Raw genomic sequence first — 22,641 nt, 5'->3', positions numbered from 1 at the left:
TTGCAACCCCTCACTTCTTCGCCGCGACCACCTTCTGCTTCTGCTCGCCGAGGCCCTCGATGCCGAGGGTGACGACGTCGCCGACCTGCAGGAATTTCGGCGTCGGCTTCATGCCGAGCGCGACGCCCGGCGGCGTGCCGGTGATGATGATGTCGCCCGGCTCGAGCACCATGAACTGCGACACGTACCAGACGATGTGCTCGCAATCGAAGATCATCGTCCTGGTGTTGCCGCGCTGGCGCTTCTCGCCGTTGACGTCGAGCCACATGTCGAGGTTCTGCACGTCCTTGATCTCGTCTCTGGTGACGAGCCACGGACCGATCGGGCCGAACGTCTCGCACGACTTGCCCTTCATCCACTGGCCGCCGGAGCGCTCGATCTGGAACGAGCGCTCGGACACGTCGTTGCCGACGAAATAGCCGGCGATCGCCGCCTTCGCCTTGTCCTTCTCCAGGTAGCGCGCGCGGCGGCCGATGACGATGCCGATCTCGACCTCGTAGTCGAGCTTGGTCGAGTCGCGCGGCGTGACGGTGTCGTCGTTCGGGCCGCAGATCGAGGTCGTCGTCTTCGAGAAGATCACCGGCTCCTTCGGCACCGGCATGCCGGCTTCCGCGGCGTGGTCGGAGTAGTTGAGTCCGATGGCGATGAAGTTCCGGACGTTGCCGACGCAGGGGCCGAGCCGCGGCTTGCCGGCGACCGGCTTCATGCGCTTGAGGTTGAGCTTCTTGATCTTGGCCAGCCCGCCGGACGCCAGCATCGCGCCGTCGATGTCCTTCACGACTTTCGACAGATCGCGGATCTTGCCGTCCTCGCCGATAATGCCGGGTTTCTCCCGCCCCGCCGCGCCATACCGGACAAGCTTCATCGCAACTCTCCTTGGGATTTTCTGTGAGGACGGCCGGGACTCCAGCCGGATCGGCGCGGATCATGCGTCGCCGGCGCAACAGCGGCAAGAGGGGCGAAGACGGGCGACGAGGGGCGCCTAGAGCAGGGGTTCGCGGCCCTTGCCGAACAGGCGGCGGATGAGCGCCGGCAGCAGCGTCGCGGCGGCGAGGAATACCAGCCCGGCGCCGGCGACGATGAGCCAGTTGGTGGCCGAGGGGCCGATCAGGTCACGGAGGGGTGAGAGCATGTCCGGCTTCGGGCCACACTGCCGGCGCGGGTCGCGCCGCATGAGAGCCACCGTGAAGTGTAGGCGGGCCCTGCGCGGCGCTCCATAAAGCGCCGGTAAAGAAGCGCGGCCGCGGCGACAAGCCTGCGGCAAGCCGCGGCGTGAGCGTTGCCTTGGGCGGTGGGTGGCCACCGCGGCGGGCCGGCCTGGCCACATCACAGGTTGTGGCACCATACCGTTCCGCCGCAGCCGGCGGGCTAGCATCGACATCCGGGGCCTTCGCGGCACGCGCGGGTTGTTTCGGCGTGGCCGCCAGCGGCGCCTAGGGACAGCGGTTTTCCTATACCGGCATCGCCGCCGGCGGCGCGCTGTCGTCGATGTTCTGGAATCCGGCGACGGCTGACTCGCCGCCGGCTCGCCCGTCGTCATCGGCTACAGCGACGGCTGGTTCACCTCGACCGGCGCCGAGTACAAATGGAACGAGAGACCCGGCGCCGGAGAAGACTGCGGAGATGTTTACGAAGTGGGGAAGGGGAGCGGCGAGTCCGGAAACGGCCAGAAGCAGACGCGCCGACGCCTTCGGATCGAGGTAACGGTCAGGCCGATTTGCGCCAGGGCACGATCATCGACACGCGTTGCCGGTAGCGCCTGTAGTCGTCGCCAAAGACCGTGGTCAGGTCGTGCTCCTCCAGCATGATGCCGACGAAGATGTAAGCGGTGGTGACCGCTGCGAACAGAAGGTGCCCCATCGTCATCTTGGGTGCAGCCCAAAATGCAATGATGAAGCCAAGATAAATCGGGTGGCGCACGAAATTATAATACAGCGGCGTGCGAAAGCGGGGGGGCGGCATGGGCCGTCCGGTGAGATTGTTGGCGACTTGGTGCAATCCGAACAGCTCAAAGTGATTGATCAGGAACGTACTGGTGAGAACGATCAGCCAGCCGACAAGCGATAAGCCGATGACGGCCATCGCGATTCGTGGATCGTTGATCTGCCAGGCCAGTCCCTGGATCGGGCGCCATTGCCAGAACAGCAAGACAAGCGCGAGGCTTGAGAACAATACATAAGTGCTCCGCTCGACCGACTTCGGAACGAGACGAGTCCACCATTGCTTAAACTGCGGGCGCGCCATCACGCTGTGTTGAATGGCGAATATGGACATCAGCAAGATGTCGATCGTCAACGCTTCGAGCAGAGGCGCCGCCGCGCCAGTGTCAATGGTTTTCGGAACGCCAAGCGCGCTAACGAATCCGATGGCATAGAGAAACACCACGAAAAATACGAAGTAGGAAACGATGCCATAGAGAAGTGCCAACAGGCGTCCCATAGGACCCTCCGTTTTGCTGCCGTACCTGGGCTTGGATAGTTGAGGAGCAGCGGAAAGCCTTTGACGGACGCTTGATTTACTCATCAGATCATCATGATTGTTGGTCCAGACGCTGCGAAACCCCGCTGCCGCGGGGCGAGCGGGAGTGGCAATTTGCTATATTCTTTCGGGGCTTACGGGCTGGACACTGGCACGCGCGAACTCAAGCGCGGGGCCGAACTGGTCGCGATCGAACCGCAGGTGTTCGACCTCCTGGTGTTTCTGATCGAGAATCGAGACCGCGTCGTTAGCAAGGACGATCTCATCAGTTCGGTTTGGGCTGGGCGGATCGTGTCGGATTCGACACTGACCAGCCGCATCAATTCGGCCCGCAAGGCAATCGGGGATAGCGGTGAGCAGCAAAACCTGATCCGCACCGCCGCGCGGAAGGGCTTTCGTTTTGTCGGCGCTTTGCGCGACGAGCCGCCGCTACCGCCGACGAGTGTGATGTTTCCATTGCCCGACCGCCCCGCCATCGCGGTGCTTCCCTTCACCAATATGAGCGGCGAACCGGAGCAGGAATATTTCTCCGACGGCATAAGCGAGGACATTATCACCGCGTTATCGAAACTACGGTGGTTCTTCGTGATCGCGCGCAATTCCTCGTTCATCTACAAGGGCAAGGCTGTCCACATGAAGCAAGTCGCCAAGGAGCTGGGCGTCGGTTATGTGGTGGAGGGTAGCGTGCGCAAGGGTGGCGACCGTGTGCGCATCACGGTGCAACTCAATGATGCCGCCACCGGCAGCCACATCTGGGCGGAGCGGTACGATCGCGATCTCGCCGATGTCTTCGCCGTACAGGACGAGATCACCGAGGCCATTGTCGCGGCGATCGAGCCGCAGCTTTATGCCGCGGAGAACTTCCACGCCCAACGCAAACCGCCGGGTAGCATGGACGCCTGGGACCTGGTGATGCGGGCGCTGTCGCATTATTGGCGCGTGACACGCCAGGACAATGTCGTGGCCCAGGCGCTGCTGGAAAAGGCGATCAGTATCGACCCAAACTATGGACAGGCGCTCGGAGTGCTTGCCACCAGCCATACCTTCAGCGCCCACATGGGCTGGGAGGACATGGTCACTTCGGCACCAATCGCCAAGGCCGCTGCGCTTGCGGCCCTCCGAACCGATAGCGAAGATCCTTGGGCCCATCATGCGCTGGGATGTGTCTATTTGTTCATGCGGCGTTTCGATGATTCGCTAGCCGAGTTCGAGGTCGCACTTCGGCTCAACCCGAATTTCTCGCTCGCGCAAGGCTACCACGGCCTGGCTCTGTCGTATTGCGGACGCTGGCAGGAGGCTGACGGAGCGGCACGTCGTGCTATCCGCTTAAGCCCGCGCGATCCGTTTTCGGCGGTCTATTATGGCATCGCTGCTTATGCGCAATTCCTCGGGCGTGACTATGCCGAGGCAATGCGTCTTTCCCGCGAGGGCCTTCGTCAACGAGGCGATTTCGTCGGTGCCCACCGCGTGTTGACAGCCGCTGCGGGAATGGCCGGAGACAAGGCTGCTGCCGAATTGGCGCTGTATGAGCTTCGCCGCGCGCAACCAAATATTTCGCTGGACTGGATCGCGACCCACATGCCGATCATGCGGGACGAAGATCTGGAGCACTACCTGGAAGGCTTCCGGCGCGCGGGTTTGTCTTAACTTTGCCGTGTATGACAACGCCGGCGCCGCTCGGCGAGCCTTTTTTTGCACCAGCTCGTGCAGAGCATGCCGAAGCATTGTGTGCTGCGGCAGGGGCGATCTCCGCGGACCTCGCCAATCTTCGCTAGGCTGCGGAGACGAGCACGACGACGCAGGAGCGGGCGGGCGCCCGCCGGTCCGCCGGCACCCGCCCATTTCCGCCGGATCAGGTCGCGAGGATGTCAGCCGACACGCTTCGTGGTTCGCTTTTCGATGTCCAGAAGCTTTTGCAATCCGGTGGTGTCGTGCGCGCGTTTCATTTCCGCGACCGCGCCGCCTTTGCCCAGCAGCGGGTCGACCTCGCCGCGCGCGAGGGCTTCGTACGACTGGCGCACCGCCTTGTACATCGCCGCGAAGGCGGTGCCCGACGAGGCCGCGAGACGATAGCCGAGCTTCGTCAATTCGGCCGGCGTAATGCCGAAGCTCGAAAAGCCGTCCTGGGGCGCGAACATCATCAACGGGGCGGGAAGCCGTTCGGCGATCCGGCGCAGCTCCTCCGGATCGCGGGAGTGGATGAACAGCATATCGGCACCGGCGCAGTGGTACATCTCGCCGCGGCGAAGCGCCTCGTCGAGGCCGTGCAGACGACGTGCATTGGTGCGCCCGATAACGATGAGATTGGGATCGGTGCGCGCGGCGACCGCTTCCTTGATCTTGTCGACCATCGACTCGGGCGGAATGAGGTTCTCCTCGCCGATATGGTGCTGCACCCGCCGCGGCAGATACTGGTCCTCGATCTCGATGGCCGCGAAGCCGGCGGCTTCCGACATCGCGATGGTGCGGTGGATGTGCACCGGCTCGCCCCAGCCGCCGCCGGCGTCGAGAACGATCGGAATCCTGCTCACGCTGCGGATGTCGACGGCCACCTGGACCATGTCCGAGAGGCTGAGGTTGGCTTCCGTCACGCATTTGAGCCAGCCGAGCGAGCCGCCGCTGAGATAGACCGCCTTGAAGCCGGCGTCTTCGGCGAGGCGCGCCATCACCGGGTTCAATGCAACGGGCGCGACGACGAAATCGCCGGCGTCGACGAGTGCCTTCAATGTCTGCATTGGAGTTCCTTACTCGGCACCGAGCTTGATGCCCGTATCGCGCACGAGCTTCTGCAGCTTTTCGATGTCGCTCTTCATGTGTTTGTTGAACGCCTCCGGCCCGGCGCCGGGGACGGTCTGGATGCCGTGCACGTCGAGCTTGCTGCGCACGTCGTCGCTCTTGAGGGCCTTCTGCAGCGCGTCGCCGAGGATGGCGATGCGGTCCGCCGGCGTGCCTTTCGGCGCGACGAAGCCCGACCAGATGGCCATGTCGACGCCATTCACGCCCGCCTCGGCAAGCGTCGGCACATCGGGCAACTCCTTCTCGCGCGTGTCGGACGTGACCGCGAGCGGGACAAGCTGGTGGTCGCGGATCATCGGCAGCGCGGTGGAAATCGGCGCGAACATGATCTGCACGCGGCCCGCCAGAAGATCGGTCATGGCTTGCGAGCTGCCTTTGTACGGGACGTGCGTGAGCTTGATCTGCTCTTCGTGCGCCATGTATTCGGCGGCCAGATGCGACACGGCGGCGGCGCCGGACGAGCCGTACATGATGCTGCCGGGCTTCTCCTTGGCCTTCGCGATCAGTTGCTTGACCGACGTGATGCCCGCCGACGGATGCGCCACCAGCACGCTCGGCGTCGTGATCGCCACACCGATCGGCGCGAAGGCGGTGAGAATGTCGAACGGCGGCTTCGGCGTCGAGATTGCATTCACCGCATTGGCGTTGCCGGCCTGAAACAAGGTGTAGCCGTCGGGATTGGCGGTGGCGACGGCTTCGCCGGCGATCGAGGTGCTGGCGCCCGGTTTGTTCTCGACAACGACCTGCTGCCCGAGTTCGGTCGACATCTTGGCGGCGATCACCCGCGCGGCGATGTCGCTGGCGCCGCCGGCGCCGAAACCGACGAGAATGCGGATCGGGTGGTCCGGAAATCCGGCAGCGTGACCGGCCGCCGTCAGAAACAGCACGGCCGCGGTCGCCGCCGCTAGCCTCGATGTCGCCTTCAACATTGTTGTTCTCCCTTCGCCAGGCCGACAGGAGCGGCCATTGTTGTCATGCTTTGTCCGGAAACAGGCCGCTGATCATTTCACCGGCGAGATTGAACGCGGCAACGCCGCGGAAGAGCGTCGCCAGGCCCGCCGTGGCATGAAGCTCCTCGACGGTCGCGCCGGCCTTGACCGCCGCGCGCGCGTGGTTGGCCGCGGCCTCCGATGTCTGCGCCAGCAGGACGGCAAAGCAGATGAGCTGCACCGTCTTGGCGTCGAGCGCGTCGGGCGTGAGCGCGGCGATCCGCCAGTCCTCGAGCGCCGCGACGAGATCAGGGTCCACCGCCATGCCGAGCTTGAGCCGCTTGGCGATCTTGGGCGGCACGTGGCCGATCATGTCCTGATAGCGCCGCTCGAAGTCGGCGAGCGTTTTGTCTGTGCTCATCGTCTGTCCGTCGTTCGTGAGGAGCCCGGCCGGCCCGAACGGCCTTGCGGTTTTTTAGGCTTCGGTGACGGCGAGGCGGCCGCGCCCGGCTCGGACGTCAAGGCGCGGCGGACGTTCACGCCGGTTCGCGCGATGTGCTGGCGGAGCAGGGCGCAGGCCTGGTCGACCTTGCGCGCCATCGTCAACTCGGCGATGCGCGTGTGCTCGCCCGGCACGTCGCGGTCGCCGGCATGCGTGCGCAGGAACAGCCGCCGGTAGCGGTCGCTGTGATCGTGCAGCAGGGAGCAGAAATTCAACAGCAGCGGCATCGCGCAGGCCGACAACAGCGACATGTGGAAGGCGCGATGCGCGCTTTCCCATTCCTGCAGCCCGCTGCCGGACGGCGCCCGGCCGGTGCCGAGCAGCCGATGCAGCGCGGCGGCTATGCCGCTTTCCCACGCCAGATCGCCGTGCTCCATCGCGGCGCGGAGCGCCATGCTCTCGAACTCGATGCGCAGGGTGGTGATTTCCTTGAGCGTGGCTTCGGATACGGGCGGCATCCGGAAACCGCGTTGTGCCTCGACGTCCACGAGGCGCTCGGCACTCAGGCTCATCAGCGCCTCGCGCAGCGGGCTGAGACTCACGCCAAGTTCGTCGCGCAGGTCGGTCAGCCGCAGCCGGTCGCCCGGCTTGAACCGGCCGGCGACAATCGCCTGTCGCAGGTGGTCGACGAGCGCGGCGGTCAGCGTTCTGTCGGTCACGTGGATGTCCGCTCCGATCGTCATAACCGATCCGCGCAAAATCGATTTTATCGTAATCTATCGATTTCGACCTTGGCCGACTTTCGCCCTGCGGTCAGTTCGAACGGGCGGGTTGCCCGCAAGCGCGCCGGCTTCCGCCCGCGGCGGGCCCCTGATACCGATCTCGGTCGCGTGAATGTCCGCGAGACCCGAGTGCCTGCATGCCGCGCCGCATTGCCGTCTTCACCAAGAACCGGGTCAACCCCGGCTACCAGGGCGCCCGCATCGGCGCCGACCGCACCGCGGCGCGGCTCGGCGTCGTCACCAGCCATTACGTTCCCGTCCAGCCGGATGATGTCGACGAACAGATCGCGCTCATCGAGCGCGCCATCGCCACGCGCCCGGACGCGGTGCTCTTCACGCCGGTCCACGAGACGGCGGTCAACGACGCCATCGTGAAGTTCGACGCCGCGCATATCCCGCTGGTCAACATCGTTGCGCGCACGACTGCCGGACGGCGCGTGTGCTTCGTCGGTTCGGATGACGAAGCCCTGGGCCTGGACCTCGCGCGCTATCTCTTCGACGCGATGTCCGGACGCGGTGACGTCGTCATCGTCGAAGGCGCGGCCGCATCGCCGACGAGCAGAGCGCGCCTTGCCGGATTTCAGCGGGCGCTCGCGCAGCATCCCGGAATAAGTGTGCGCGTGTCGCTGCGTGGCGACTATCGCCGCGATATCGCCAGGCAAGCCTGGCTCGAGGCCGCCGACCGCCTCGATGGCGTCGACGCTGTCCTGTGCGCGAACGACCATATGGCTCTCGGCGTCCTCGACGCGATGGCCGAGCGAGGCATCGACCGGCTGCCGTCGATTGCCGGCGTCAACGCCACCCCGGACGCGATCGCGGCGATAACGTCGGGGCGCATGCTGGCGAGCGCCAACTTCGACGCCATGGCGATGGGCGCCATCGGGATGGAAGCGGCCATCCGCCATCTCGACGGTGAGCGCATCCCGTCTGAGATCATCCTGCCGGTGCAGATCGTCGATCGCCGCAATTGCGCGGACTGGAGCCGCCCCTTCGAGGAGCGGCTCTGTCCCGCGTGGGACGCGGTGATCGCGCGGCGGTGAGCGCCGTCAGCCGCCGGCCTTGATATTCGCCGCGCTGATGATCGGCACCCACTTGTCCAACTCGGCCTTCTGGAATGCGCCAAGCGCTTCCGGGGTCATCTGCTCCGGCGGGTAGAAATCCTGCCCGAGATCCGCCAGCCGCTTGTGCACGGCCGGGTCGGCGATCGCCGCAATGGCCGCCTTGTTGAGCTTTTCCACGGCGTCGCGTGGCGTGCCCTTCGGCGCCCAGATGGCATTCCACTGCAACAGGTACAATTCCGGCACGCCCGCTTCGTCCACGGTCGGCACGTCGGGTATGGCCGCCAGACGCTTTTTGGACATGATGGCATAGCCCTTGATGGTGCCGGCGCGGATCTGCGGGATCGACGAGGTCGGCGTATCGATCAGCATGTCGACGCGGCCGGCCAGCAGATCCTGCATCATCGGCGCGGCGCCCTTGTAGGGGATGAATTGCTGGCGCGTGCCGACCATCTTGTCCATGAACACGCCGCCGATGTGGCCGAAGCCGCCGACGCCGGACGTGCCTTGCCGCACCGTGCCGGGATGCGCCTTGAGATAGGCGATGAGCTCCTTGAGGTTGTTGGCCGGCAGATCCTTGCGTCCGACGATGAGCCCGGGATTGTTCGACAGCAGGGCGATCGGCTGGAAGTCGGTCAGCGTGTCGTATTGCAATTTGTAGATCGCGGCGTTGGCGACGTGCGTGCTCCATTGGCCGAGAATGAGCGTGTAGCCGTCGGGCGCGGCATGCGCGACGCGGCCGACACCGATGCTGCCGGCCGCGCCCGCAACGTTCTCGACGATGATCGGCTGGCCCAACGTCCGGCGCATATGGTCGCCCATGATGCGCGCCAAAGTGTCGACCGGGCCGCCGGCCGGAAAGGGCGCGACCAGGGTGATCGGCCGCGTCGGATAGGCGTCCGCCCGTGCGAGGTTTCCGAGGACCGGCAGGGCGGCGGCGCCCGCGGCCAGTTGCAGCATATTGCGGCGAGACAATTTCATGAGACCCCCCTGTGTCGTCGCGCGAGCGTGCGGTCCGACTGTCATTTTTATGACTTTGACGCTTTGAGCGCCCGCGGCCTTGTCGGCCGGGCGTATCAGGATGCCGAAACCGGCTTCCCCCGACAACTCATTATTTGTTCTCGCAATCCGGAACCCAACAAGGGAGGGCGCGGTTCCTCGGGGTGCGGCGGACTGCGGCCAATCCGGCCTCGCGCACGCATTTTGGAGCTATCGATGGACAAAAAGCTCGCAGGTCTTCTCGGCGCTGTCGCCGGCCTGGCGACGACGGGCGCCGCCCATGCCGCCACCCAGCACGATGCGACCATTACGCCGTTGCCGCAGGCGGCGTCGTACGCCGAGCTACTGGGCCCGGTGAGCGATGCGCCGACGCTGCTCGCCGCCGACGACGCGGCGCGCATGCAGCAGGCCGGTGGCCGCGTCCAGCTCGCCGCAGACCATCATCATCACCACCACACGAAGATCATCATCAAGCGTCGCCACCACCACCATCACCGCAAGATCATCATCAAGAAGACCCATCATCATCACCACAGCATGTACCTGCCGGGCGCGCCGAAGGAAGGCTGATCCCCGGCCCGACGCGACGAGGAGCCGCCCGATCGCGGCTCCTCGTTTCGTTCGGTCTGCGCGATCATTGTGATCGCGGCGCTGGTCCGCTTCGGTTATGCCGGTGCCGCTTGCGCGGCGACTTACATGGCGATGTCCATGCCGCGTCCGGCCTTGATCGCCTTGCGATAGGCGAGCGTCGTCAAGGCGAGGTCGGCGGCGCCCGTGCCGTTGTTGTTCTTGTGATAGGTGATCTGCGTCTCGTCGGTGCGGCCGGGCTTGTCGCCGGCGGCCAGCTCGCCGAGCTCGAAGATGTCGGCGAGCTTGATCAGCCCCTTTTCGAGCGGCTCCCACAGGTCGCCCTGTTTTTCGCTCAGGATCGACTCGCGCAGATTGGTGACGATGACGTTGGCGCGCTGCGCCGTCGTATTGTCGAGCTCGCGCCGGGATTGCTTCAGGAAGCCGCCTTCGACGAGCTGGATGTTGCCGCCGATGATGCCGGTGACATGCTGCCCCGGCCGCAGCCAGGCGCCGTCGAACAGCACCTTGTTCGTGTTGGTGGCGCAGACGATGACGTCGGCCGGCTCCACGACCGCGCGCGCGTCCTCGACCGGCTGGATGTCGACGCCGAACAGCTTCGAATAGCGCTCGGCGAAGGCCTTCCGGTTTTCCGGCGAACGGCTGTACACGAACACTTTCGATATTTGCGGCCGCTCGGTCAGCAGCGCGAGCAACTGGTAGGCGGCCTGTCCGCCCGAGCCGAACACGCCTGCCGCTTTCGCGTTCCGGGGAGCGAGGAAGCGAAAGCCGACGCCGCTCGTCGCGGCGGTGCGGAAGGCCATGAGACTGGAGGGCCCGAGCGTCTTCTCCGTCACCTCGCCCAGAACGATGCCCATCAACTGCGAGGTGTTCGAGTCGCACAGGACGTGCACCGGGTGCTCGCGGAAATCGTAGTGCTGATTGCCGTCGGCCTGCCGGACCAATTCGGCCCGCGTCCCGGAGCCGATGACGCCCAGCGAATGAACGCCGCCGGGGAAATTGCTCACGCGCACGCCGGTGGGGGCGTGCACGCGCCGCCGCGGCGCGTTGATCACGGGGAATTCGACGGCGCCGCGATACGCCTCGCTGACGGCGTCGATGGCGGATTCCATATCGACAAGACCGTGCAGCTCCTGTGGCTTCAAGAGGACAGGCATGGAGAGACTCCAAAAATGTAAGAGCGAAGGCGTCGGCCGATCAGCGCTTCGGGATGCCGATCTCCCGGATGATTGGCCGCCATCGATTGCGTTCTATGGCCATGAACTTCGCCGCGGACCCGGGATCGGTGAAGGACATCGGATGTCCGCCCACCTTCTCGATCGTTCCCAGCACGATCGGGTTCTTCATCGCTATCGCGTTCGCGGCCACCACCTTGTCGATGGCGGGCTGCGGCGTCCCCGTCGGCGCGAAGATGCCGTCGAAGACTTCGACAACGAGGTCGGGGAAGCCGGATTCTGCCGCCGTCGGGATATCCGGCGCGATGGTCAGGCGCTTTTCCGCTTCGACGCAGAGGATGCGGATCTTGCCCTGCTTGTGAAGCGCGAGCAGGGGCGCGGCGACGCTCAGCGACGCGATGGGCAAGGTGCCGCTGATCAGGTCGGCGATGACCGGCGCGCCGCCCCGGTAGGGCACGTGGACGATGTTCAGGTCGCCGCCGAGCTTCTTGAACAGCTCACCGGACAGGTTGGTCATCGTGCCGACGCCGGCGGAGCCGTACGACAGCTTGCCGGGATTTTTCCGGGCGTAGGCGGCGAGCTCCTTCAAATCGCGCGCCGGCAGCGACGCCGAGGCGACGATGACGTTCGGAATGGCGGTGAAGATGGCCAGCGCGATCAGATCCTTCTCCGCGTTGAACGGCGGGGATGCCATCAGCTCCGGATTGAGCACTTGATTGCTGGTATTGCCGACCAGCAGCGTGTAGCCGTCCGGCGCAGCGTGCGCGACTTCCGTCGCGCCGATCATGCTGCCGCCGCCGCCGCGGTTCTCGATCACGATCGTTCCCAATTCCGGCGCGGCGCCGTTGGCCCAGACGCGGCCGAGCACGTCGGTGATGCCGCCGGCGGCAAATGGCACGACCAGCTTGATCGGGTGGTCCGGATATCCCGCCGCGAAGGCCGCAAGCGGCCTCGCGGCAAGCGCGCCGGCCATGGACAGCAGAACCTGACGGCGATGAAGACCCATCTTTCGCTCCCCGGCGGCTTTATTATTCAGCGTTTTGTCAGCCCGGGGCCGTCTCCCTGAGGGCTTTTGAAATCTAAACACGCATTGCGCGAGGTTTCATTCCACTCGCTTGCCTTTTTTGTTTAGTCCAGGCTAACAATCGTCCCCATGGAGCAGCGCCATCTTCGCTATTTCGTCTGCCTTGCCGAGGACCTGCATTTCGGGCGGGCGGCCGACCGGCTGAACGTGTCCGTTGCCACGCTCAGCCAGCAACTGCGCGCGCTGGAAGGCGAGTTGGGCGCGCGCCTGCTGAACCGGAAAACCAAGAGCGCCATTTCGCTCACCCAGGCGGGCAGCAATTTCCTGCCGGAGGCGCGGGCGGCCGTGCTGCAGTTCGACAGGGCCGCGTTGATCGGCCGGAAGGCAGGTCGCGGCGAAGTCGGCACCATCATGCTCGGCTACGTGATGGCAGCGGTCACCAGCGGCATCCTGCAGAAGATCACGCGCACGTTCGGCGCCTCGCGGCCCGATGTTTTTTTTCAACTCCAGCGTCTTGAGACCTACGCGCAAATGGAGGCCGTCGCGCAAGGCCGCCTCGACGCCGGCATCACGCGGACACTGAAGCGGTATCCATCGGGGCTGACCGGGATCCGCATCCATTCCGAGCCGTATATCCTGGCGATCCCGGAGGGACACCGCCTCGCGCGCCTCAAATCCGTGCCGCCTGCGGAACTCGCCGGCGAACCGCTTCTGGCGGCGATCCTTCAGAAGGAGACCCGGCTGTGGGAGGACCTGATCCTGCCTTGCGCGCCGGACGCGTCGGTCAACATCGTCGCGCGCGCACAGGACATGCTTTCGGTGCTGGCGCTCGCGGCCTCCGGGCTCGGCATCGGCGCGGTCACCACATCGCACGAGCGCATCGCGGTGCCCGGAATCGCCTACCGGCGCATCGCCGGGACCGGGAGCCAGTCGGAGACGACGATCATCGTCCGATCGAACGACACCAACCCGTTGATGCGTGCATTTTTGACGATGGTCAGGGGTTTGAAGTTCGACGTCGTGTCCCGTGCGTGAGCGCGGCCTCGAGTCAGGACGCGGCCATTCGCGCAGTCGCTCGGCACGCTGACGGTCTGCGGCCGCCGCCTCACTTCACCTTCACGCCGGTCTCCTGAATGAGCTTCTTGTATTTTTCGGATTCGGCGTGGACGAAGCCGGAGAACTCGGCGGTCGTCATGGCGGTGACCTGCGCTCCGGTGTCGGCGAGACGCGCGTTGATCTTGGGATCGTTCAAGGTTTGATTGAAGGCGGTGTTGAGCGCCTCGATGACGGGCGCCGGCGTTCCCTTCGGCGCAAACAGCCCTGCCCAGAGACTGAAATCGAATTCCTTTATGCCGGTGACTTCGGCCACGGTCGGAATGTTCGGCGCGACCTTCACGCGCCGCGCGGTCGATGTGGCGAGGATCTTCAGCGTGCCGCCTTTCATGTGCTGCAGCACCGCGGGGAAGCCCGGGAAATACATGTCGACATGATTGCCGAGGAGATCGTTCAGCGCCGGACCCGCGCCCTTGTATGGCACATGCACCATGTTGCCCTTCAGGCGCAGCTTGAGCAGCTCGCCGGCGAAATCGCCGGGCGTGCCGGTGCCGGCGGAGGCGAAGGTAACCTCCTTGCCGGATTTGATCACCTTCACGAAGTCGGCAAGCGTCGAGTAAGGCGCGCTGGCGGGCACCGTCAGGGCGAGGGGCACGACGCCGGCGAGCGCAATGGGGATCAGGTCCTTGTCGGGATCGTAGCCCTGATTGGCGAACAGGCTCTGATTGATGGAGATTTCGGCGGTCTGCCCGACGAGGAGCGTGTAGCCGTCCGGCGCCGCCGCCGCGACGTAGCGCGCACCGATGGCGCCGCTGGCGCCCGCGCGGTTCTCCACGACGATCGGCTGGTGGAGCGTCTCGCCGAGCTTCTCGGCGACGATGCGGGCAATGACGTCGCCGGTGCCGCCCGGCGCGTAGGCCACGATCAAATGGATCGGCTTGTCCGGGAAGGTCTCGGCCGCGAGAGCACCAAGCGGCATGGTGCCACTCAGGGCGGCTGCGATGAGCCAGGCGATAGCGCGTTTCATTGTTGTCCTCCCGACCGCGATTGTTCTTGATCGCTTCAGCTTACGACGGCAGCGGCAGATTGCGACATTCGGCGGCGCCCAGGCGTCCAGCGCGTGCTGCGTCTCAGAACGCGCCGGGAAACACGCCGCCGTCGATCAGCAGGTTCTGCCCGGTGATGTAGCCGGCCTGCGCGGAACACAGGAAGGCGCAAGCCGCGCCGAACTCGTCCGGCTGGCCGAAGCGCTTGGCCGGGACCGATGCGGCGCGCTGCTTGGCCGCCTCCTCGAGCGAGATGCCTTTCGTCTCGGCCAGTTTTTTCAGCGTGCCCTTGAGACGGTCGGTGTCGAAGGCGCCGGGCAGGATGTGGTTGATGGTCACGTTCTTGTCGGCGACCGAGCGCGCCACGCCGGCGAGGAAAGCGGTCAAGCCCGCGCGCGCGCCGGAGGAGAGGTCGAGGCCGGCGAGCGGCATCTTCACCGAGCCGGAGGTGATGTTGACGATGCGGCCGAAGCGGCGCTCGAGCATCGGCCCGATCGTCTTCTGGATGAGCTCGATGGCGACGACCATGTTGCCGACGACGCCGTCAAGCATCTGCTCGCGCGTCAACTCGCGGAAGTCGCGCAGCGGCGGACCGCCATTGTTGTTGATCAGGATGTCGGGGTCGGGGCAGGCGGCGAGCAGCGCCTTCTGGCCCTCGGGCGTGGCGAGATCGGCGGCGACCGGCGTCACCTTCACGCTATAGCGCTTGGCCATCTCGGCGGCGGTGGCGGCAAGGCGCGCCTCGTCGCGGCCGTTGATCACCACCGCGCAGCCGGCCTCAGCCAGCTGCTCGGCGCAGGCGCGGCCGAGCCCGCGGCTCGAAGCGCAGACGATAGCCTTGCGGCCGGCGATGCCGAGATCCATGGCGGTGTCCTCACGAGGGGTCGGTGAAACAGGCCGCCTGTTAGAATGCGTGGGCGCGAGCCGGTCAAGAGCGGCGCTCTCGGCCGTCCGCAGCCGGGCCGGACGGCTATTGCGCCGGCCGCAAAAAGGGCTCCCGGCCGCGATCGGGAGCCTCATTCATTTTGTGGGGTGGCCCGCGTCAGGCACGCGTGCGTTCGGCGGTGGGGTCCGCTCGATCCGCTGATTGCGGCTTGGCGAGAACGCGCGCGCTATTGCGCCGGATCAACGCCGGCCACCATTCGGCGACGGCTCGGAACCAATCGCCCGGCGAGCGGGTTGTCAGATCATGCATAAGCATGGAGGCTGATATGCGCACGCTGGTAATTGGAATGCTTGCTGCTGCCGGAATTGCACTCGCTATGCCGGCGAATGCGGAAGGCGTCTATGTCGGTGCGGGCCCGGTGGGTATCGGCGTCGGCGTTCATCGCGATCACGATTGGCGCCGCGACCGCGACGAGACCGTGGTCGTTCATCGTCGGCATTGCCGCACGATCGTCGTGCACGAAGACGGCTACACCAGGAGAATCCGCCGCTGCAACTGAGTCGCGAGCGACGTTGAAGGAGCTCCCGCCGCGCGCGGGAGCTCTTTTATTTTGCGCGGAGCCCTCGGCTCGGAGGCGGCGCGCCTCAGGCGCGGAAACGTTCAGCGCGGATCAGCAAATCGAGCGGCCGCCACGGCTTGGCGAGAAACTCCGCGCGCGGCGGCAACTCGTGAATGCGTTCGCCGGCGGCGCCGGAAGTGACGATCACCGGCACTTCGGGGAGCGCGTCGTGCACCCGTCGCGCAAGCTCGATGCCGTCCATGCTGCCGGGCAGATAGATGTCGGTGAACAACAACTGAACATCATCGCGGCGCGCTTGAATAAGCTCCCATGCCTCGTCGGCGGTCGAGCATTCGGCGACCTCGAAATCCGCTTCCTCGAACAATGTTCCACAGAGAAATCTCTGCGCCGCGTCGTCGTCGACAACAACGGCGATCGAACGGCGCGGCTGATGCGGCTGCTTCATAGGTCGGCCTCAAATTAGTACCTCTGGGGGCCAACGCGACACCTCGCCGCAAGTTCGCAAGGAACCGAACATTTCCTTGTCCAGGGCGAGGCACGCGCGCCCGAGCGCCGGCCGTCGTGTGTCGCGGCACTGTCGCAGAAGCTTGCTAGCCCCGCACGCACCGAAGGTTTTCTGATTCGCGAGGGGCATTCATGCGCGATCCCGCCAAGGATGTGATGGAGAAGGCCTATGCCAAATGGGCGCCGGTCTACGATACGTTGTGCGGTCCGGTGTTCCTGAGCGGCCGCCGCGCCGCCGCCGCCGCCGCGCGTGAGGTAGGCGGACGCATTCTCGAGATCGGCGTCGGCACCGGCCTGTCGTTCGACGACTACGGTGCGACCACGGAGATCACCGGCATCGACATGTCGGCGCCGATGATCGCGCGGGCGCAGGAGCGGGCCGCCACGGGCCGCTATCCCTTCGTCAAGCAGCTCGCGGTGATGGATGCCGCGGCGATGACGTTTGACGACGCGACATTCGACTGCGTCGTCGGCCAGTTCGTCATCACTCTGGTCGAGGATCCGGAGCGCGTTCTGTCGGAATGCGCGCGCGTGGTGCGGCCGGGCGGGCAGATCATCCTGGTCAATCATCTCTATTCGGAGAAGGGGCTCGCGGCCGCGGTCGAGCGGCTGCTGGCCGAGCGAGCGCGCAAGGTGGGCTTGAGACCGGAATTTCCGTTCCAGCGGCTTGCCGCCTGGGCCGAGAGCCACGGCGGCGCGGAATTGATCGAGCGGCGCAAGGTCAAGCCGTTCGGCTTCTACACCTTGGTGCGTTTCCGTCGGCTGGCGCAGGAGCGGGCGGCGGCGTGAGTTCTCTTGTCCCTCCCCTGGAGGGCGAGGGTGAAGCGGTGTCATAAAATTGCAATAGAACCATGCTAGACGCCACGTCACATGAACAGCATTCCAACGAGAATCGGCTCGTGACGGACCTCGCCACGAAGCGATATCGCGCGCTCTTCATCTCCGACGTTCATCTCGGCGCGCGCGGTTGTCAGGCGGAAATACTTCTCGATTTCCTGCGCTGGCACGATTCCGACACGCTCTATCTCGTAGGCGACATCGTCGACGGCTGGGCGCTGAAATCCTCCTGGTACTGGCCGCAGGCGCACAACGACGTGGTGCAGAAGCTCCTGCGCAAGGCGCGCAAAGGCGCCCGCGTCGTCTATATTCCCGGCAACCACGACGAATTCCTGCGCGGCTATTACGGCACGCATTTCGGCGGCATCGAGGTGGTCGAGCATATCGTGCACGAGGGCCTCGACGGCAAGCGCTACTTCGTCGTCCATGGCGACATGTTCGACCTCGTGGTGACGCAGGCGCGCTGGCTGGCGTTGCTCGGCGACAAGGCCTACGACTTCGCGCTCACCGCCAACCGCGTGTTCAATGGCCTGCGCCGCGTCTTCGGCGCGCCCTATTGGTCGCTGTCGAAGTGGGCCAAGCACAAGGTCAAGAACGCGGTGAACTACATCGGCGCCTTCGAGAAGGCGCTCGCTACCGAGGCGCAGCGGCACCAGGCCGATGGCGTCATCTGCGGCCACATCCACACGCCGGCGCTGCACGACGACTTCGGCCTGCGTTACCTCAATTGCGGCGACTGGGTCGAGAGCTGCACGGCGATCGGCGAGCGGCACGACGGCACCTTCGAGATCATCACCTGGACCAAGGTGCTGGAGGCGCCGCAGGCCCTCGAGCGGGACGACGCCGAGCTCGCCTCGGCGCGGGCGGCGTGAGCGGAGACTTCATGAAAATCCTGATCGCGACCGACGCCTGGCATCCGCAGGTGAACGGCGTTGTGCGCACGCTCGGCCAGGTCGCGCGCGAGGCGCCGGCGCTCGGCGCCGAAATTCAATTCCTCGCGCCCGGCGAATTCCGCACCGTGCCGATGCCGAGCTATCCCGAAATTCGCCTCTCGCTCGTGTCGCCCGGCATGATCGAACGGCGGCTCGATGCGATTAGCCCCGACGCGATCCACATCGCGACGGAGGGGCCGCTCGGACACGCGATGCGCCGCGTCTGCCTGCGCCGCGGCCTGCCGTTCACCACCAGCTTCCACACGCGCTTTCCCGACTACATCGCCGAGCGCGTGCCGCTGGCGAGCCGCTGGTCGTCCGATCTCACCTGGGCGTGGCTGCGCCGCTTTCACGCGCCGGCGACGGCGGTGATGGCGGCGACGCCGACGCTGACGCAGGAACTCGCCGGCCGCCGCTTCCGAAACGTCAAGCTGTGGACGCGCGGCGTCGATGCGGAACTGTTCTGTCCGCGCGAGGACGCGACGCTCGATTTGCCGCGGCCGATCTTTCTGACCGTCGGACGCGTGGCGGTGGAGAAGAACATCGACGCGTTCCTCGCCCTCGATCTGCCGGGGACGAAAGTCGTGGTCGGTGACGGCCCGGCGCGTGCGTCGCTGGCGCGGCAATATCCCGACGCGGTGTTCCTCGGCGCCAGGCACGGCGCTGCGCTGGCCGAGGTCTACGCCGCCGCCGACGTGTTCGTGTTCCCGAGCCGCACCGATACGTTCGGGCTGGTGCTGCTCGAGGCGCTGGCGAGCGGCGTGCCGGTCGCGGCCTTTCCGGCGGATGCGCCGCGCGACGTGATCGGCGCTGCGCCGGTCGGCGTGCTCGATGACGATTTGCGCCGCGCCTGCCTCGGCGCGCTCGACTGCTCGCGCGACGCGGCGCGCGAGTTTGCGCTGAAGATGACCTGGACGGAGAGCGCGCGGCTGTTCCTGCAGCACGTGCGCGAGGGCAACACGCCGCTGCGCAAGAAGCGCGCGCGCCGGCTGCGGCGCTCAGTGGCGGCGTAGGCAGGCGCCGGCTCGAGCCGCGTGATTGCCGGCCGGAAATGCGTTACCCTCGCGTGCATGACCGCACACGCCAAGCCGCTGCCGACCGCCGCCGACGTCGATGCCGCCGCCGTTCGCATTCTGGGCGTCGCCGTGCGCACGCCGCTGATCAACAATCCCGCGCTCGATGCGCATCTTTCGGCCCGCGTCTTCCTCAAGGCGGAGACGTTGCAGCGGACCGGCTCGTTCAAATTCCGCGGCGCCTACAACAAATGCTCGTCGATCCCGGCGGACAAGCGCGCCGCCGGCGTCGTCGCTTATTCGTCCGGCAATCACGCGCAGGGCGTCGCCGCTGCGGCGAAGCTGCTCGGTATGCCGGCGGTGATCGTGATGCCGTCGGATGCGCCGGTGGCCAAGCGCCGGCGCACCGAGGCGCTCGGCGCCGAGGTGGTCGCCTACGATCGCAACACGGAGGATCGCGCCGCCATCGCCGAGCGAATCATGGCCGAGCGCGGCGCGACTTTGGTGCCGCCTTACGACGATCCGCTGATCGTCGCCGGGCAGGGCACGATCGGCCGTGAGATCGCCGAGGATCTGGCGGCGCAGGGGCTCAAACCCGACGTGCTCTTCATCGGCGCCTCGGGCGGCGGACTTGCCGCCGGCACGGCGCTGGGGCTGAAGGCGCGCGCGCCGGACGTTTCGATTTATACGGTCGAACCGGACGGCTTCGACGACACGCTGCGCTCGTTCAAGAGCGGCAAGCGCGAGACGAATGCGCGCATGAGCGGCTCGATCTGCGACGCGCTGATGAGCGCGACGCCGGGCGAGGTGACATTTCCGATCACCAGCACGCTGATCGGGCAGGGCTTCAGCGTCACCGATGCGGAGGTTGGCGCTGCCGTGCGTTATGCCTTCGAGGAATTGAAGCTCGTGGTCGAGCCGGGCGGCGCGGTGGGGCTCGCGGCGATGCTCGCCGGCAAGCTCGATCTCACAGGCAAGGTGGTTGCCGGCGTGCTGTCGGGCGGTAATGTCGACGCCGCGCTGTTTGCGACGTTGATCGCGGCTTAGCCCTTACGAAAACAGCGCGAGACGTTCTTCCTCGCTGAGCGCGAGGATGGCGGCAAGCGCCTCGGCGACGGCGGTGCCCGGCGGCGCGACGTGCTCGGCGGGGACCTCGGCAGCGATGACGTTCGAACTGACCGCAACGTCCGTCGCTTCGACCACCGGCTCGCTCGCCGCGTCAGGCGCGGGCTCGGCTCCGGCCGGCTCTTCCGCCGCAAAATCGTCGCCGGCAAAGCGGGCGGGCGGCGGCATCCGCCCGGCCTTGATCACCTTCATCACAGGCAGGTCGCTCTCGGCGGCGGCGATCGCCTGCGCGGCCACGGCGGCGAGCGCGGTGGTGGCGGGCGGCGCTGCCCGCGTCGGCTCGGGCGTGCGTTGCTCGGCCAAGGTCGCCTCGATGCGCGCGATCGCGGCGAGCAGCGTCTCGGTCTCGGCATGGCGGGCGCGGCGGGCGTGCTCGGCCAGGAACGCGCGGCCGCGCGCGCTCGAGGCGAGCACGCTGTAGAACGCCTTATAGTCGTCCTCGCTCGGGCCGTCCGCCGGCGCGGCGAGCGCTTCGCTGGACATGTGCAATCCCTGCCTGCGCAGTTTATCAATCATGACGGCTGATTCGGCCAGCCGGCCAACGGTGGACCTGCGCTCCATGCCGCCTCGGACCGCCCTGCGTCTCGGCTTCGCGCCGCGCCTCGCCGGGCTCTATATCGGCCTTTTCATCTTCTCCGGCATCCAGCTGCCGTTCCTGCCCGTGTGGATGAGAGCGAAGGGCATCGATCCGGCGCTGATCGGGCTTCTGGTGGCGGTGCCGTCGCTGGTGCGCGTCGCCGGCATTCCGTTTGCGGCGCGTGAGGCCGACCGCCGCGACGAACTGCGGCTGGCGATCGTCGTCTGCGCCGCGGCGAGCGTGTTCGCCTTCGTGCTGGTCGGTCTCTCGGCGGGGACGCTGGCGATCTTTCTCACCTATGCCTTCGCCTCGCTGCTCTATGCGCCGGTGATGCCGCTGACCGAAACCTATGCGCTGAAAGGCCTGTCGGCGCGCGGCCGCGCTTACGGGCCGGTGCGATTGTGGGGATCGGCGGCCTTTATCGTCGCCAGCTTTGCCGCCGGTGCCGCGCTCGACGTGCTGCCGGCGCGGCATTTGATCTGGCTTTTGGTGGGAGCGAGCGGACTTGTCGCACTGGCCGCTATTACCTTGCAGCCGATCTCGACACGCGCCGCCGCGGCCGCGGCGCCGCATCTCGCCAGGGCTGGCCTCTTGCGCGACCGCCGCTTTCTCGCCGTGCTGGCGGCGGCGAGCCTCATCCAGGGTAGTCATGCCGTCTATTACGGCTTCTCCGTGCTGCAATGGCGCGCCGAAGGCCTCGGCGGCGGCAGCATCGCCGCTTTATGGGCAATCGGTGTGCTCGCCGAGATCGTGCTGTTCGCGTTCTCCGGACGCCTGAACGTCTCGCCGACAACGCTACTGACGCTCGGTGCGGTTGGCGGGCTCGTGCGCTGGGGCGCCATGGCGCTCAATCCGCCTGAGGCGCTGCTGCCGTTTTTACAGATCCTGCACGCGCTGACGTTCGGCACGACCTATCTTGGCGCGCTCACTTACGTGACGCGGCACGCGCCGGATGGGCAGGCGGCGACGGCGCAGGGCCATCTCGCCATTGCGCAGAGCATCACGATGGCGCTGATGAGCGCGCTGGCCGGTCTGCTCTATGCGAAATTCGGCGTGGCGGCCTACACCGCGATGGCGCTAGCGGCGGTCGCTGGCGGAATATGCGCCCGAATAGCGGGCCGTCCGGTGATAATGAGTGTGGCGCATGACTGAGCGGGCGCGATAGCTGCGCGCGACGTGCATAGGGCGGCGATGCTCCACGTCGCGATAGCGGTGTTCCGCCCGCACCTGATAGGTGCGCACGCCGTCGCAACTCGCGACCACGCCATGCAGATCCGTGCCTTGCATGAAGATCATGTGCCGCGTCAGACCGCCGTGTCGATTGATCCAGCGTCGCACCGACGTCGGATAGATGTTCCACAAGGCTTCGGTGCCGAGCGGGCTGGTCACGGGCCGGCCGTTGTCGTCGGGCATCCACGCCGCGTGGAACCCGAAGCGCGCGCGCGAGGTGGCGCAGATGCGGTCGCGGGGGATGACGCCGAGCAGCAGCGTGCAGGCAGAGAGGCAGTTGCCGTCGACGACGACGCGCTCGCCGGATGAGCGGAGCGTCGCGTAATTCTGTAGGTACTGGCCGATCTGGCCGCCGCGGTCCTCGGAAATCCGCATCGTGGCCGATGCAGGCACCACAGCGGATGCCAGCATCGCAACGCAAACCAGAACCAGGCTCCCGAAACGCATGACCCCCGTCCCCGTGACGTGTCCGCGACTGGCGGTTGTTATTTCATCAGAAGTGTAGGCTGAACGGGGGACGATGGAAAGGATTGGTTAACCAAAAAACGGTGCACGTTTGGTGAACAAAGCCGGGCAATTACATTAAA

25 protein-coding genes are annotated in these 22,641 nt (G+C 66.2%); 10 read left to right on the top strand and 15 right to left on the bottom strand.

From position 1 onward, the window contains the following. Window positions 1–10: 10 nt before the first annotated feature. The 3 genes from VGV41_RS10805 to mddA all read right to left on the bottom strand — a co-directional run bounded on the left by VGV41_RS10805 (window position 11) and on the right by mddA (window position 2,439). Entirely contained in the window at window positions 11–865 is an 855-nt protein-coding gene (locus VGV41_RS10805; RefSeq protein WP_326863823.1) for a fumarylacetoacetate hydrolase family protein, read from the bottom strand. Between the two features lie 117 nt (window positions 866–982). Continuing rightward, the gene (locus VGV41_RS10800) at window positions 983–1,132 is read right to left on the bottom strand and encodes a hypothetical protein (protein ID WP_326863822.1); all 150 of its coding nucleotides are present in this window, start codon (window positions 1,130–1,132) and stop codon (window positions 983–985) included. A 575-nt stretch (window positions 1,133–1,707) separates the two neighbouring features. Beyond that, window positions 1,708–2,439, bottom strand: a complete 732-nt coding sequence (gene mddA, locus VGV41_RS10795) for a methanethiol S-methyltransferase (protein WP_326863821.1) — start codon at window positions 2,437–2,439, stop codon at window positions 1,708–1,710. A gap of 153 nt (window positions 2,440–2,592) precedes the next feature. Between mddA and VGV41_RS10790 the strand changes: the two genes are divergently transcribed. Beyond that, window positions 2,593–4,125 carry a winged helix-turn-helix domain-containing tetratricopeptide repeat protein gene (locus VGV41_RS10790; RefSeq protein ID WP_414705086.1) on the top strand — a complete coding sequence of 511 codons (1,533 nt, stop codon included), beginning with the start codon at window positions 2,593–2,595 and terminating at the stop codon, window positions 4,123–4,125. A gap of 221 nt (window positions 4,126–4,346) precedes the next feature. Here VGV41_RS10790 and VGV41_RS10785 read toward each other — a convergent pair whose 3' ends face one another. From VGV41_RS10785 to VGV41_RS10770, 4 genes are read right to left on the bottom strand one after another with little or no spacing between them, the layout of a single operon-like run. Then, a complete protein-coding gene (locus VGV41_RS10785; protein ID WP_326863820.1) occupies window positions 4,347–5,213 on the bottom strand; it encodes an isocitrate lyase/PEP mutase family protein in 867 nt (288 codons plus the stop codon). 9 nt (window positions 5,214–5,222) lie between these two features. Beyond that, window positions 5,223–6,203, bottom strand: a complete 981-nt coding sequence (locus VGV41_RS10780; RefSeq protein ID WP_326863819.1) for a tripartite tricarboxylate transporter substrate binding protein — start codon at window positions 6,201–6,203, stop codon at window positions 5,223–5,225. 43 nt (window positions 6,204–6,246) lie between these two features. Next, window positions 6,247–6,624, bottom strand: coding sequence for a carboxymuconolactone decarboxylase family protein (locus VGV41_RS10775; RefSeq protein ID WP_326863818.1), 378 nt, complete (start codon window positions 6,622–6,624; stop codon window positions 6,247–6,249). After that, on the bottom strand, window positions 6,621–7,364 hold the full coding sequence (locus VGV41_RS10770) for a GntR family transcriptional regulator (protein WP_326863817.1): 744 nt from the start codon (window positions 7,362–7,364) through the stop codon (window positions 6,621–6,623). Before VGV41_RS10770 ends, VGV41_RS10775 begins: the two co-directional genes overlap by 4 nt. 200 nt (window positions 7,365–7,564) lie before the next feature. Here VGV41_RS10770 and VGV41_RS10765 point away from each other — a divergent pair, with 200 nt between their 5' ends. Continuing rightward, the gene (locus VGV41_RS10765) at window positions 7,565–8,467 is read left to right on the top strand and encodes a sugar ABC transporter substrate-binding protein (RefSeq protein ID WP_326863816.1); all 903 of its coding nucleotides are present in this window, start codon (window positions 7,565–7,567) and stop codon (window positions 8,465–8,467) included. A 6-nt stretch (window positions 8,468–8,473) separates the two neighbouring features. Here the strand turns inward: VGV41_RS10765 and VGV41_RS10760 are convergent, their stop codons facing one another. Continuing rightward, on the bottom strand, window positions 8,474–9,466 hold the full coding sequence (locus VGV41_RS10760; RefSeq protein WP_326863815.1) for a tripartite tricarboxylate transporter substrate-binding protein: 993 nt from the start codon (window positions 9,464–9,466) through the stop codon (window positions 8,474–8,476). Window positions 9,467–9,700: 234 nt separating this feature from the next. On the opposite strand from VGV41_RS10760, the gene VGV41_RS10755 reads away from it, so the two are divergent. Further along, the gene (locus VGV41_RS10755; protein WP_326863814.1) at window positions 9,701–10,054 is read left to right on the top strand and encodes a hypothetical protein; all 354 of its coding nucleotides are present in this window, start codon (window positions 9,701–9,703) and stop codon (window positions 10,052–10,054) included. 122 nt (window positions 10,055–10,176) lie between these two features. Here the strand turns inward: VGV41_RS10755 and VGV41_RS10750 are convergent, their stop codons facing one another. Both VGV41_RS10750 and VGV41_RS10745 read right to left on the bottom strand, forming a co-directional pair. Then, window positions 10,177–11,229 (bottom strand): ornithine cyclodeaminase family protein, encoded by a 1,053-nt coding sequence (locus tag VGV41_RS10750; RefSeq protein ID WP_326863813.1) that lies wholly within the window; start codon window positions 11,227–11,229, stop codon window positions 10,177–10,179. 40 nt (window positions 11,230–11,269) lie between these two features. Beyond that, entirely contained in the window at window positions 11,270–12,253 is a 984-nt protein-coding gene (locus VGV41_RS10745) for a tripartite tricarboxylate transporter substrate binding protein (protein ID WP_326863812.1), read from the bottom strand. Window positions 12,254–12,400: 147 nt separating this feature from the next. Between VGV41_RS10745 and VGV41_RS10740 the strand changes: the two genes are divergently transcribed. After that, window positions 12,401–13,306, top strand: a complete 906-nt coding sequence (locus tag VGV41_RS10740; RefSeq protein ID WP_326863811.1) for a LysR substrate-binding domain-containing protein — start codon at window positions 12,401–12,403, stop codon at window positions 13,304–13,306. Between the two features lie 70 nt (window positions 13,307–13,376). Here the strand turns inward: VGV41_RS10740 and VGV41_RS10735 are convergent, their stop codons facing one another. Together VGV41_RS10735 and VGV41_RS10730 are read right to left on the bottom strand one after the other, a co-directional pair. Then, window positions 13,377–14,351 (bottom strand): tripartite tricarboxylate transporter substrate binding protein, encoded by a 975-nt coding sequence (locus tag VGV41_RS10735; protein ID WP_326863810.1) that lies wholly within the window; start codon window positions 14,349–14,351, stop codon window positions 13,377–13,379. A 103-nt stretch (window positions 14,352–14,454) separates the two neighbouring features. Next, window positions 14,455–15,234, bottom strand: coding sequence for an SDR family oxidoreductase (locus VGV41_RS10730; RefSeq protein ID WP_326863809.1), 780 nt, complete (start codon window positions 15,232–15,234; stop codon window positions 14,455–14,457). A 347-nt stretch (window positions 15,235–15,581) separates the two neighbouring features. Between VGV41_RS10730 and VGV41_RS10725 the strand changes: the two genes are divergently transcribed. Next, entirely contained in the window at window positions 15,582–15,815 is a 234-nt protein-coding gene (locus VGV41_RS10725) for a hypothetical protein (protein WP_326863808.1), read from the top strand. A gap of 85 nt (window positions 15,816–15,900) precedes the next feature. Here VGV41_RS10725 and VGV41_RS10720 read toward each other — a convergent pair whose 3' ends face one another. Next, window positions 15,901–16,281, bottom strand: a complete 381-nt coding sequence (locus VGV41_RS10720; protein WP_326863807.1) for a response regulator — start codon at window positions 16,279–16,281, stop codon at window positions 15,901–15,903. 191 nt (window positions 16,282–16,472) lie between these two features. Here VGV41_RS10720 and VGV41_RS10715 point away from each other — a divergent pair, with 191 nt between their 5' ends. From VGV41_RS10715 to VGV41_RS10700, 4 genes are all read left to right on the top strand, one after another. Further along, window positions 16,473–17,129, top strand: coding sequence for a class I SAM-dependent methyltransferase (locus VGV41_RS10715; RefSeq protein ID WP_326863806.1), 657 nt, complete (start codon window positions 16,473–16,475; stop codon window positions 17,127–17,129). A 110-nt stretch (window positions 17,130–17,239) separates the two neighbouring features. After that, entirely contained in the window at window positions 17,240–18,049 is an 810-nt protein-coding gene (locus tag VGV41_RS10710; protein ID WP_326863805.1) for a UDP-2,3-diacylglucosamine diphosphatase, read from the top strand. 11 nt (window positions 18,050–18,060) lie between these two features. Continuing rightward, entirely contained in the window at window positions 18,061–19,122 is a 1,062-nt protein-coding gene (locus VGV41_RS10705; protein ID WP_326863804.1) for a glycosyltransferase family 1 protein, read from the top strand. Between the two features lie 57 nt (window positions 19,123–19,179). Continuing rightward, window positions 19,180–20,169 carry a threonine/serine dehydratase gene (locus tag VGV41_RS10700; RefSeq protein ID WP_326863803.1) on the top strand — a complete coding sequence of 330 codons (990 nt, stop codon included), beginning with the start codon at window positions 19,180–19,182 and terminating at the stop codon, window positions 20,167–20,169. A 3-nt stretch (window positions 20,170–20,172) separates the two neighbouring features. Here VGV41_RS10700 and VGV41_RS10695 read toward each other — a convergent pair whose 3' ends face one another. Continuing rightward, window positions 20,173–20,730, bottom strand: coding sequence for a hypothetical protein (locus tag VGV41_RS10695; RefSeq protein ID WP_326863802.1), 558 nt, complete (start codon window positions 20,728–20,730; stop codon window positions 20,173–20,175). Between the two features lie 76 nt (window positions 20,731–20,806). On the opposite strand from VGV41_RS10695, the gene VGV41_RS10690 reads away from it, so the two are divergent. Continuing rightward, complete coding sequence (locus VGV41_RS10690) at window positions 20,807–21,976, top strand: MFS transporter (RefSeq protein ID WP_326863801.1); 1,170 nt, start codon at window positions 20,807–20,809, stop codon at window positions 21,974–21,976. On the opposite strand, the gene VGV41_RS10685 is transcribed toward VGV41_RS10690, so the two are convergent. Next, complete coding sequence (locus VGV41_RS10685; RefSeq protein ID WP_326863800.1) at window positions 21,902–22,501, bottom strand: hypothetical protein; 600 nt, start codon at window positions 22,499–22,501, stop codon at window positions 21,902–21,904. The two genes, VGV41_RS10690 and VGV41_RS10685, sit on opposite strands and share 75 nt — an antisense overlap. Window positions 22,502–22,641: the final 140 nt, after the last annotated feature.

It is taken from the genome of Pseudolabrys sp. (genome assembly GCF_035943735.1).
Lineage (GTDB): Bacteria > Pseudomonadota > Alphaproteobacteria > Rhizobiales > Xanthobacteraceae > Pseudolabrys.
Note: the sequence above shows the minus strand (reverse complement) of the source record. Positions and strands in the feature narration are given on the sequence as shown.